11 protein-coding genes are annotated in these 10539 nt (G+C 67.8%); all 11 read left to right on the top strand.

The genetic code is table 11. The features are described 5' to 3' along the window. The first annotated feature begins 115 nt into the window (after positions 1-115). Positions 116-1132, top strand: coding sequence for an ATP-binding cassette domain-containing protein (locus tag ACFY1U_RS47945; RefSeq protein ID WP_390700404.1), 1017 nt, complete (start codon positions 116-118; stop codon positions 1130-1132). Beyond that, positions 1123-1893 carry an ABC transporter permease gene (locus tag ACFY1U_RS47950; protein WP_390700405.1) on the top strand — a complete coding sequence of 257 codons (771 nt, stop codon included), beginning with the start codon at positions 1123-1125 and terminating at the stop codon, positions 1891-1893. The genes ACFY1U_RS47945 and ACFY1U_RS47950 overlap by 10 nt, the downstream gene beginning before the upstream one ends. Then, positions 1890-2699: an ABC transporter permease gene (locus ACFY1U_RS47955; protein WP_390700406.1), complete on the top strand. Its 810-nt coding sequence runs from the start codon at positions 1890-1892 to the stop codon at positions 2697-2699. Before ACFY1U_RS47950 ends, ACFY1U_RS47955 begins: the two co-directional genes overlap by 4 nt. A gap of 188 nt (positions 2700-2887) precedes the next feature. Beyond that, entirely contained in the window at positions 2888-3154 is a 267-nt protein-coding gene (locus ACFY1U_RS47960; protein WP_390700407.1) for a PqqD family protein, read from the top strand. Between the two features lie 23 nt (positions 3155-3177). Continuing rightward, positions 3178-3978, top strand: coding sequence for a nucleotidyltransferase domain-containing protein (locus tag ACFY1U_RS47965; protein ID WP_390700408.1), 801 nt, complete (start codon positions 3178-3180; stop codon positions 3976-3978). Next, positions 3975-4628, top strand: a complete 654-nt coding sequence (locus tag ACFY1U_RS47970; protein WP_390700409.1) for a hypothetical protein — start codon at positions 3975-3977, stop codon at positions 4626-4628. Before ACFY1U_RS47965 ends, ACFY1U_RS47970 begins: the two co-directional genes overlap by 4 nt. Beyond that, positions 4622-6028 carry a peptide ligase PGM1-related protein gene (locus ACFY1U_RS47975; RefSeq protein WP_390700410.1) on the top strand — a complete coding sequence of 469 codons (1407 nt, stop codon included), beginning with the start codon at positions 4622-4624 and terminating at the stop codon, positions 6026-6028. The genes ACFY1U_RS47970 and ACFY1U_RS47975 overlap by 7 nt, the downstream gene beginning before the upstream one ends. A 332-nt stretch (positions 6029-6360) precedes the next feature. Then, positions 6361-7626 carry an FAD-dependent oxidoreductase gene (locus tag ACFY1U_RS47980; protein WP_390700411.1) on the top strand — a complete coding sequence of 422 codons (1266 nt, stop codon included), beginning with the start codon at positions 6361-6363 and terminating at the stop codon, positions 7624-7626. Next, positions 7623-8129 (top strand): NUDIX domain-containing protein, encoded by a 507-nt coding sequence (locus tag ACFY1U_RS47985; RefSeq protein ID WP_390700412.1) that lies wholly within the window; start codon positions 7623-7625, stop codon positions 8127-8129. The genes ACFY1U_RS47980 and ACFY1U_RS47985 overlap by 4 nt, the downstream gene beginning before the upstream one ends. Further along, the gene (locus ACFY1U_RS47990; protein ID WP_390700413.1) at positions 8113-9555 is read left to right on the top strand and encodes an MFS transporter; all 1443 of its coding nucleotides are present in this window, start codon (positions 8113-8115) and stop codon (positions 9553-9555) included. Before ACFY1U_RS47985 ends, ACFY1U_RS47990 begins: the two co-directional genes overlap by 17 nt. Before the next feature lie 405 nt (positions 9556-9960). Continuing rightward, the coding region (locus ACFY1U_RS47995) for a transposase family protein (RefSeq protein ID WP_390700414.1) at positions 9961-10539 on the top strand (579 nt) is incomplete at its 3' end.

Genomic DNA, 10539 nt, shown 5'->3' on the forward strand with positions numbered 1-10539 from the left:
CGCAATAAAAGCGGTACCGCAATGTCTATATTTCCCCCTTTCGCCCGCATGGCCTCACCCCGCCCCTCCGATTCACCCCGGCCGAATTCGCGCTGTGGCGTGCTAGTTTCCGGTCGTGGCAAATTTTGCGATCGAGGCCATGGACCTGCGTCGCTCCTTCCGTACCGGCAGCGGCTGGCGCAGAAGTAAGCGCCCCGAATTTCAGGCGGTCAAAGGCGTCAGTTTCACGGTGGAACACGGCGAGCTGTTCGGACTTCTCGGCCCGAATGGCGCCGGCAAGTCGACGACCATTCGCATGCTGTGCAGTCTGCTCACTCCGACTTCGGGAACCGCGCGAGTATGCGGATATGACGTCGTATCCGATACGCGAGAGGTCCGCCGCCGCATCGGCTACGTCTTCGGTGGCGATCGCGGACTCTACGACCGGCTCTCCGGCCTGGACAATCTGCGCTACTTCGCGGAGCTGGCCGGGGTGCCTGCCGGTCGCCAGCGCCGACGCATCTCGGAACTGCTGGAGACGGTCGGGCTGTCCGGACGCGAGAACGACCGCGTCTCGAGCTACTCACGCGGGATGCGTCAGCGGCTGCACATCGCGCGCGGACTCCTCTCGTCGCCGGAGGTCCTCTTCCTGGACGAACCGTCGATCGGTGTCGACCCCGTGGCCGCGCGCGAACTGCGCGATCTGGTGGCGGAGTTGTCCCGGACCGGCACCACCGTCCTCCTCACCACCCACTACATGTACGAGGCGGAGGAACTCTGCTCCCGCATCGCCGTGATCGCCGACGGCCGGATCCGTGCCCTCGGCTCACCGGCCGAGCTCAAGCGACGGGCGATGGGCCGGGACGTCCTGGAGGTCGAGGCGTACGGCGTCGACCAAAGCCATGTCGCGCAGGTCCACAGCATCACAGGGGTCTACAACGCCGCGCTGGAGAACCGGGGCGCCGCCCAACTGCTGACCGTGCAGTCCGAACTCGGCAGCGATCCCCAGGAGGCGGTCCTGCGCGCGCTGAAAGGGGTGACGGTGCGTCGGGTCGACACTCGCTCGCCCTCCCTGGAGGACGCGTACGTCGCCATCGTCAGCGAGTCGGACGGCGCCACGACCGGGAACGAAGGGGAGGACGCATGGCCCTGACCCGCTTCATCGCCGTGAGCATGGCGCTCCACATGAAGAACATGTGCCGTTCACCGGTGTTCGTCGTCATCCTGTTCCTGGCCCCGATCCTACGAGCCACCCTCGCCGTCTACCTGTTCCGATCCGGGACACATCAACACGCTCTGGTGCAGGCGACGGTGGGCGCGGGGCTCATGGGCGCCTGGTCCTCCGTACTGTTCGGCTCCGGGGGAGCGATCCAGCAGCAGCGGTGGCAGGGCACACTCGAACTGCTTGTCATGTCGCCCCGTTCACTGGTGCTGGTCATGGCGCCCATCGCGCTGGCCACTGCCGCCATGGGCGGTCTGACGGTCGCGGCGACGCTGGTCTGGGGGCGCCTGATCTTCGGCGTGCCCCTCAAGATGGCCCACCCGATCGAGTTCGTCCCGGCTCTGCTCGCCTACCTGTTCGGCCTCGGGCTCTTCGGCATCCTCCTGGCATCCACGTTTGTCCGGCTTCCCAACGCCAACGCCGTGGCCAACACCCTTGAGTACCCCATCTGGATGCTCTCGGGAATCCTGGTGGAACTCTCGGATCTTCCCTCGTGGACCGGCCCGCTGTCCGCGATCCTGCCCTCCACGTGGGGAGCGAGCGCGATCCGGCACACGGTCAGTGGCGGCCACGTCTGGCACCCACTGTGGATCTGCCTTGCTCTCGGTCTCGTCGCTCTCGCCCTGGGTACGGCGGCCATGAGAGCGATGGAGCGCAAGGCCCGCGTCGAGGGAACGTTGGCTCTGTCATGAGGGCGGCGATCGCCACCACCAGATCGGCGGCCCGACTCGTCGGACGCTGCGGGGTCACCTCCTACCGGGCCCTGTTCAACTGGGCCACACCCCCCATGTTCCTGGGCACTCTGCTGGCCACTCCCCTCGCCCAACTGCTGTTCTTCACGTACCTCGGACGGCAGTTGGGAGTCGCCGACGACTCCTTCTACGTGGTCGGCAACTCGGTCTTCGTCGCCTCGGTCGCGTGCCTCTACGGCGGGACCATGGCGATCGCCAACGAACGGACCTTCGGCACCCTGAGCCTCGTCCTCCTGTCGCCGCGCAGCCACACCCTGCTCTTCCTGGGACGGGCTCTTCCCTATGCCGCGAACGGCCTGCTGACCTCGGTGTTCACTCTGGCGCTCGGCACCTTGCTGACCGGTGTACGCCTGTCCTACAACGCCCTGTTCGGCATCGGCGGCGCCATCACCGCCGGCGCGCTCTCATGCGCGTTCTTCGGTCTGCTCCTGGGCTCGATCGGCCTGAGGTTCAAGGACGTCCTGATGATCTCGAATCTCATGCATGTGCTGCTGCTCCTGGTCAGCGGCGTGAACGTGCCCGCGGCGGCTCTCCCCGGTGTGTTGCGGACCATCGGGTCCGTGTTGCCCATCAGCCAGGCCGCCGAAGCCGCGCGGCTCGCCGCCGAGGGGCAGCCGGCGTCGAGCGTACTGACGCTGATCCTGCGCGAGTTGCTGAAGGCGATGGCGTTCGCGGCCCTCGCCTCCGGTCTGCTGAGCCTGTTCGCACGGGAGGGGCGCAGGCACGCCACGCTCGACGAGCTATGACGCCGATCCCCGGTGAAGTCACTGGAACGTCCGGGTGCAGTCCCGGAGACAGGAGGAAGACCGTGACCGAGAAGACCGTGACCGACGACCGAAAGCCTTACCACCGACCGGTCCTGCGCCGGGCGCAGTCCGGGGACACCCCCGTCAAACCCATCATCTGAGATCTGCCGAGAGACGAGGCCCTTCGTATGCCCCTGATCGAAAAACCACTCCGCCTCCTGGGCGCCAGGACCACCGGTCTGGGAGGAGACGTCTTCCTCACCCTCGGCAGCGAGACCTACGTCCTGAGCGAGGTCGAGGTCGACATATGGCGGCTGTGCGACGGAACCAGGACCACACACGACATCGCCTCGGCGATCTCCCGCGACTACACCGTGGACGAGGAGACGGCGCTGGCGGACATCACCGCCTTCGTGCACGAACTGGCCGACGCAGGCCTGCTGGAACAGGAATGACTCCCACTTTCGGAGGCGTTGACGTGACTTTTGACATCCGAGCCGACGACGTTCTCAAGGAATTGGGCACAAGGCTGGACGACATATCCGGTGTCCGCACCGCGTTCGTGGGCGGATCGCTCGTGGAGGGCTTCGGCAACGCCACGTCCGACGTCGACCTTCTTGTGCTCGTGGACGAGGACGTGGCCCCGGAGAGCCTGCCGCTCGACCGAAGCAACGACTTCGTGATCTTCGGCGACCACCGCATCTGGGTATCGGAGATCCGAGGCCAGCGGCTCGACATCGAGTTCCGGCGCATCGAGGACTTCGAGCAGGTGAAACGCCGACTGGTCGACCCGTCCGCCCCGAAGGACTTCAATCGTGGCTGGCTTGAGTTCTTCCACCATCTCAGGATCGGCATCCCGGTGGTGCGCCCGGAGGAGTTCGAAGGGGCCCGAGACGGGTTCCCCTGGCCCGTCCTGGGACGAGTGCTCGTGGAACATTTCGAGTACGACGCCAACAGCAGCCTGGACGACGCCGCAGGGGCGATCACCGCACAGGACACCGGCACCGCTCTCCTGGCGTCCCGGGCCACGCTGGGAGCGGCCGTGGAGGCACTGCTCGCGAGCGTGGGCAGCACGAATCCTCGCGTGAAGTGGCGCTTCCGCAAGCTGCGGCAGTTCCGGCAGCTCGACCTGCTGGACAGATATCTCCACCTGGAGGTCGACACCTCGTCCGACGACGCGGATCTGCTGGCCCGGGCACGTGAACGCGTCACCTTCGCGCAGGACCTGCTGCTCGAAGCCCAAGCGAACCTCTTTCGTCTCGAAAGCGTCCGCGAATGAGTGAGAACGACGGATACAGCCTGTTCACCGCGCGGTTTCCCTATGACCGGAGCAGCGACCTGGACGAGCGCCAGCGAGCGGTCCTCGACCGGCACGACATCTTCCCGCTTGAGGGTTCTCTCCGGCTCAAGGCATTGCGGCGTCCGGTGGTTCCCGAGCCACCCCGCAGCGACGAGAACGGCGGCCCGTGTTCCGTCTGCCGTATGGCGGACGAGGACTGGCTGTGGTGCGACGAACGGTGGGGTGTGCAGGCATGGTCCGCACCACGCGCCTTCCCGAGTGTCCTGCTCTTCCCCCGCAGCCATCAGGACCTGCCCGACCTGCCCCCGGAGGTGGCCGGCGAACTCGGCCACGCACTGCGGCAGACGGCGCGCGCGATCGAGATGCTGGAAGGGATCGCCCGTGTCCATGTGGAGAAGCGCGGCGACGCCGGGGAGCACATGCACTGGTACCTGTTGGGTCGGGCAGAGGGCCTGATGCAGTGCCGGGGAAGCTTTCTGCCTCTGTGGGACATGCTTCTCGCCCCCATGCCCGATGAGATCTGGCAGGCGACGGCCAAACAGATCCGCACCAACATGGACAGCGTCGGCGGCATCGCGACGCCCCGGCTCTCCCGGGCGGTCTCGGCGAACGAGGCCGCACCGTGCTGAACATCGTCAGCTACTCGTTCCAGTACGACCCGTGGATCCTGGAGAGGATGCCGTACATCCACCGGTTCGCCGAACGTGGGCTGCCGCATCTGGCGGAACTCCGGGACCCGGACACCCGCATCGTGTTCCTCAGCCTGCGGCCGGTCGACCCACTTGTGGTCGGCTACCACCTGCGGGACGTGCTGGGCATGACACCGTCCGAGGAGCGTTCGGCTCTCCGGCGGCTGCGGATTCTGCGTCCGGCGGCGTACGAGGGCGAGAGCGATCTGGCGGCAGCGGTCCTTGCCGACGAGACCATGGTGAGCCGTCTGCGCGCCCTGGTGGCAGCAGCCGGGAGCGCCCGGTTGTCGGTGTTCACCGCGGACTCGTCCCTGGACCGACTGGGACGGATTCTGGGAGTGGCTCCGTCGGAGCGACCGGCAGAGCTCACCGGCAGCCTGGGCAGCAAGGCCGGCAGCAAGGCCGTCTTCGACGTGGCCGGGGTCCCGTCGCCGCGGGGAGGCCGCCAAGTGCTGCGGTCCGTACCGGAACTGGCGCGGGCCGCCCGCCGCCTGGCGCTGGAAGCGGACGGCGTCCAACGGCTGATGCTCAAGCTGGACAGTCCTGCCTGGGGCTCCGGGCTGGGCAACATCTCCATCGATGTGTCGCGCCTGCTGGCCTGCGGCAGTCTCCCGACATCCGTCGAGGTGTCGTCCCAGTCATGGGCGGAGTTCGCCGCGCACATACCCGGCTCGGGGGCGATCATCGAGGAGTACATCCCCGGCGTGGTGCGCTCGTTGAGCTGCATAGCGACCGTCCAGCCCGACAGAACCGTCCGGTCCGGGCCCGTGTACGAGCAGTTGCTGGCCCCCGGATACCAGTACGCGGGCGCCTCCTTCGGATCACTCGGAACCGTGGGGCAGCGCGGCGCCGAAGCCGCCAGAAAGGTCGGCTCGGCGCTATGCGCGCGTGGCTACCGCGGGAGTTTCGGGCTGGACCTCGTGGAGCGTGGCAACGGCGAACTGCTCGCGGTGGAGATCAACCTGCGGAAGGTGGCCTCCTCGCACCCGGTCGGCTATGTCGAGGCCGCCACTCGTGCCCACTTCGACGAGGACGGCAACCTCCTCCTGCACGGCGAGCAGGTGAGGTACGTCTTCCGCCAGGTCCTGTCACCACGTCTGGCCGGGCTCAGCCCCGCCGAGGCGATCGGTGCCCTGCGCGAACGGGGTCTTCTCTACGAACCCGGCGACCGCCAGGGAGCGTTGCTCCATCTGCTCGGTGCGCTGCGCCCCTACGGATACGTCGAGGTCACCTGCGTCGGCGCCAGCGAGGCGGTCGCGTCGAATCTGGTGGACCGCTGCATCGACGTGCTGTACGACGCGGCCGACCGGACGGCCGGAATCCGCGCGCACAGCCTCTGAGAGGCCGACGCCTGCCGGACATTCATTCGCCCGCACGTCCATCGCATACCGGGCGACAACGAAGAAGGGGGAACTACCGCAGTCGGCCGGCGACGCAACCCGCGATCACCACGGCCGGGATCTCGTGATCGTCGGCTGACCGGCCGTGAGCTTGCGTACGGCTGCGCAAGCCGCATCGACCACACCGAACAGCACCACGACCTCAAGGACATTCACGAGGAGCGCCTTCCCTCGGTCACGCCTTCGGCCCGCTCCTGAGACACCCCCTCCATGCCGTCACCCTGATCCGCCGCATGCCCGGCGGCGGTACCGCCCTGCCCACTTGGAGCATTGTGGACACGTTCGACCTTGTCATCATCGGCGCCGGCCCCGCAGGGCTCGCCGCCGCGCATCGGCTTGCCGGGACCTCACACGGCGTCGCCCTCATCGACGGAGGCAAAGCCGTCACCGCACGGGACCGGCACGCCCCGGCCGACATGACCCGGGGGCACGGAGGAGCCGGCCTGTTCTCCGACGGGAAGTTCTCCTTCTTTCCTTCGGCGAGTGAACTCTGGACCCTGCCCCGTACCGCCGAGCTTCGGGCGGCATACGCCTGGACCTGCGAACTGCTCGGCTCCTACGGCCTCGACACCCCTCCCTTCCCGGCTGATCCGACCGCCTACACGGTGGGGGCCGGCGAATGGATACTCAAGGAGTACCCCTCGGACTACCTGTCACTGGAAGCACGCCTGCGGCTGACCGCAGACATGGTCGGGGCGACCGATGCCACGGTTCTCACCGGGACGGAGGTCGTGAAAGCCGCGTACGAACCGGTCGCTGACGCATTCCGGCTGTCGCTGCGAGACGCGAAGGGGCAGGAGTCGGACCTCACAGCCCGCCGGCTGATCCTGGCCAGTGGCAGATTCGGCCCCCTCGGCCTGCGCACGCTGACCGACGAACGAGCCTTCCGCCGCTTGGAGGTCGGATTCCGGATCGAACAGCCGGCCGACAAGGCGTTCTTCAGAGACATGAAGCAACTCGATCCGAAGCTCCGGTTCCGAGCCCAGGACGGCAGCGTGGAGTGGCGTACCTTCTGCGCGTGCCGCGACGGCGAGGCGGCCCTCACCGAGACGCAGGGTCTGTGGACGGTGTCCGGGCGCTCGGACTGCCCGTCGACCGGCCGTTCCAATGTCGGTTTCAACACCCGCATCCTCGATGAGAACGTGGCGAAGCGAGCCATGGCACCGGCCCTGTCCGCGATGGGCGACGAGGAGTCCTATTTCACCGTCCCCCTCAAGGCCCTCAGGGACGGCGAGCCGGCAGCCGTCGCGACCTTCGACCGCGTCTACGGACCGGAGCTGCGCGCCATCATGGTGCACGGTCTGTCCCTCCTCGCGACCGCGTACCCAGCCGTTCGCGACAACGGCACGAACCTCATCGGTCCCACCCTCGAAGGTGTCGGCTGGTATCCGAAGGTCGACGGCGACCTCCGGCTGCCCGGTTCCCCGGCCTGGGTGGCGGGCGACGCCTGCGGGCTGTTCCGGGGCATCGTCGCCGCTATGATCAGTGGCCACTACGCGGCGGACTCCGCGCTGCGAGAACTGGACACACTACGGTGACACCTTCCTCCACGGAGCGGCCCTCCCCGGTCGTCGGTGTCGGTGTCGTACTGCTGCGAGCCGATGGCGCCCTCCTGATCGGCCACCGGGTCAAGCACGGCGAGCCCGAGTCCTGGTGTCTGCCCGGCGGCCACGTCGAAGCGGGTGAGACCTTCGAAACGGCCGCGGTGCGGGAGACAGCCGAAGAGAGCGGCATCACCGCGGTCACAGACCCGGAGGTGTTCGCTCTCGCGTTCCACACGAACGGTCTGCGCACCGAGGTCACCGCAGGCGTACTCGCCCGAGTCACCGCGGACGACGTGGTGGCGACCACCCCTGAGCCCGAGGTCTTCGACAGCTGGGTCTGGGCTCAGCCGGAGGACCTGCCCGCACCTCTCTTCCCCGCGAGCGCGGCTCTGCTCGCCGCCCTGCGGAACGTGGGCGCCCCCGATGGCTGGACGCTCTACGAAGCAACGGCCCAACCGCCCGCCCTGTCAAGGAGCTTCGGTGAGCACCACCACTGAGACATCGACCGACGTCTTCCGATTCGACCGACGCGCCTGGACGAAACTGCTGGTGCTGTGTACGGCGGTGCTCTTCGAGGGGATGAGCCTGTCGAGCATCAACGTGCAGTTGGCGGGTATCCAGAGCGGCCTTGGACTGCGCCCCGACCAACTGCAGTTGGTCGCGAGCGCGTTCCTCACCACGTACGCGGGGCTGCTTCTGATCGGCGGCAAGTCCGCTGACCAATGGGGACGCCGACGGATGTTCCTGTACGGGGTTGCCGTCTTCGGGGCGGGATCGCTCGCGGCGGCACTCGCGCAGGGGGCCGTGCCCCTCATCGCCGCCCGCGCCGTCCAGGGAGTCGGAGCGGCCGTGACGGCACCCGCCGCCGTGGCCCTGATCGTCGGGGAATTTCCGGAGGGTGCCGCGCGCAATCGAGCCCTCGGCGTCTTCAGCGCCATGGGGGCGGTGGGATTCTCACTCGGGGTCGTCGTCGGCGGACTGCTCACCCAGGGCTTCGGCTGGCGAGGCGCGTTCTTCCTGTACGTCCCGCTGGCCCTCCTAGTGCTGGCGATCGGAATCCGCGTCCTCGACGAGGAAGTCGGCGGAGGAAAGCCCCGGGAGAGAATGCCCTGGCTGCCAGCCCTGATGATCACTTGTGGGCTGATCGCCGTGGTGTACGCGGTCGGACGTGTCGGCACCGGCTCCCTCACACAGATCGCGGTCGTCGGAGGTGCGGGTCTGCTGACAACCCTCGTGTTCCTCTCCCTCCAGACACGGGTCCGTCCGCCGCTCCTGCCGCTCTCGCTCATGGCCGACCACCGGATGGTGGCAGCATGTGTCGCCCTGGGCGGCGCCTTCGCGGGGATCACCGGCGCCATGTTCATCGTCGCGACGGAGTTGCAGGAAGGTCAGGGATACTCGGCGCTCATGGCAGGTCTCGCGTTCCTGCCCCAGGGAGTTGCCGTGGGCGTTCTGTCCACACCGGCGGCCCGGTTGGCCAACCGCAGGTCCACAACGCTCTTGATACCCGCCGGACTTGGTGTGATCACTGTCGGACAGCTGCTGTACACCACGGTGGGCGACGGCGGCTACGTCACTCACCTGCTCCCCGCGGCGCTCCTTGTGGGCAGTGGCATCGCCTTGACCTACCCGGCAGCGGTCATGCTCGCCAGCGCCGCTGCCGCCCTGAACGACCAGGGAACCGCATCGGGCGCTCTCGTCACCTGCCAACAAGCGGGCGGAGCCCTCGGGGTCGCGACGGTGACCGGCATCCAAAACACCGCCCCCGGATCCTTCTGGACCGGCCCGTACAGCCTGTGGGGCTGCTTCGGCTTCGCCGCCGTCGCACTGCTCGGCTGCGTCCTGCTCCTGTCGCGCCACCGCGGAACATCCGGGACGTCCACCGACGTCAACCAAATCAAGGCGCAGAGCCACGACGTCTGAGTGAAGCTCCCTGAGTATCGACAGATACCGCATGCACAACCGGCACCTCCGACGGTGGCTCTGACGAGCGTCAGGGGCCCCGCAAAACGGCCAAAACCGGCCCCGGACGATTGCGACTTCAATGACGGTTCCAACTGGCCCCAGGTGCCGAACTGCGCGGTCAAGGCGGTGGGTGGGGCCACTTCGCGCCGCCTCGAGCGTCTGTCGGCGCCAGCGTGGCCGTTTTCCCGGGGCCGGCTGACGGCTCTGTCAGCGATTACGGGGAGCGGTCACAGCCGGTGAGGTGGCGTTCGATTCTCTCGCCTGCGCAGGGGCGTTCTCTGGCGGTGCTGCCGTCCTATCTGACGCTCCCTCAAGTCTCGTGGGATCAGGCTGGCCGGACTCGCCACAGGCGACTTCCTGAGCATGGACAAACGTGAATTCTCCTGGCAGGACGTGCTGTTCGGGGGGATCTCGGTCGTCGTCGAGGCAGCCGTGTGTGGCATCGGGACGACCATCGTGCGGGCCCGGGGCAGGAATCCGGACGGCTGCTGCCCAAGCTGCGGGCACCGGTGGTCTCGCGTCCATGATCGCTACCACCGGCAGGTGCAGGACGTGCCGCTGGCGGCGCGCCGGGTGCAGATCCTGCTGGAAGTCCGCCGGTTTGTCTGCGCGAACAAGCAGTGTCGGCAGAAGACATTCGCCGAGCAGATACCGGGCTTGACCAGCCCATTCGCCCGCTGCACCGACCGGCTCGGGAGCCTGCTGAATGTCATCGCCCTGGCTCTGGCCGGCCGCGCGGGCACACGCATGCCCTCCGCGCCGGGTATCACGGTGGGGCGGATGGGGCTGCTGAACCAAGTGCGGGCGATGCCCAACCCGTCGTACGCGACTCGCGATGGCGCCAACTTGCGGACCGCGCGCGGGCGGATCCACGTGCTGGAGACCGAGCTGGCGATCGTCCGGCAGGCGGCGAAGTTCCTTGGCGAGGACAAGCCGGCCCCA

Source organism: Streptomyces sp. NPDC001351, from assembly GCF_042896045.1.
Taxonomy (GTDB): Bacteria; Actinomycetota; Actinomycetes; order Streptomycetales; family Streptomycetaceae; genus Streptomyces.

What these genes read in the sequence shown, in the direction of transcription:
- ACFY1U_RS47970 (WP_390700409.1), top strand. Translation starts at nt 3,975, where the DNA reads ATGAGTGAGAACGACGGATACAGCCTGTTCACCGCGCGGTTTCCCTAT.
- ACFY1U_RS47955 (WP_390700406.1), top strand. Translation starts at nt 1,890, where the DNA reads ATGAGGGCGGCGATCGCCACCACCAGATCGGCGGCCCGACTCGTCGGA.
- ACFY1U_RS47960 (WP_390700407.1), top strand. Translation starts at nt 2,888, where the DNA reads ATGCCCCTGATCGAAAAACCACTCCGCCTCCTGGGCGCCAGGACCACC.
- ACFY1U_RS47950 (WP_390700405.1), top strand. Translation starts at nt 1,123, where the DNA reads ATGGCCCTGACCCGCTTCATCGCCGTGAGCATGGCGCTCCACATGAAG.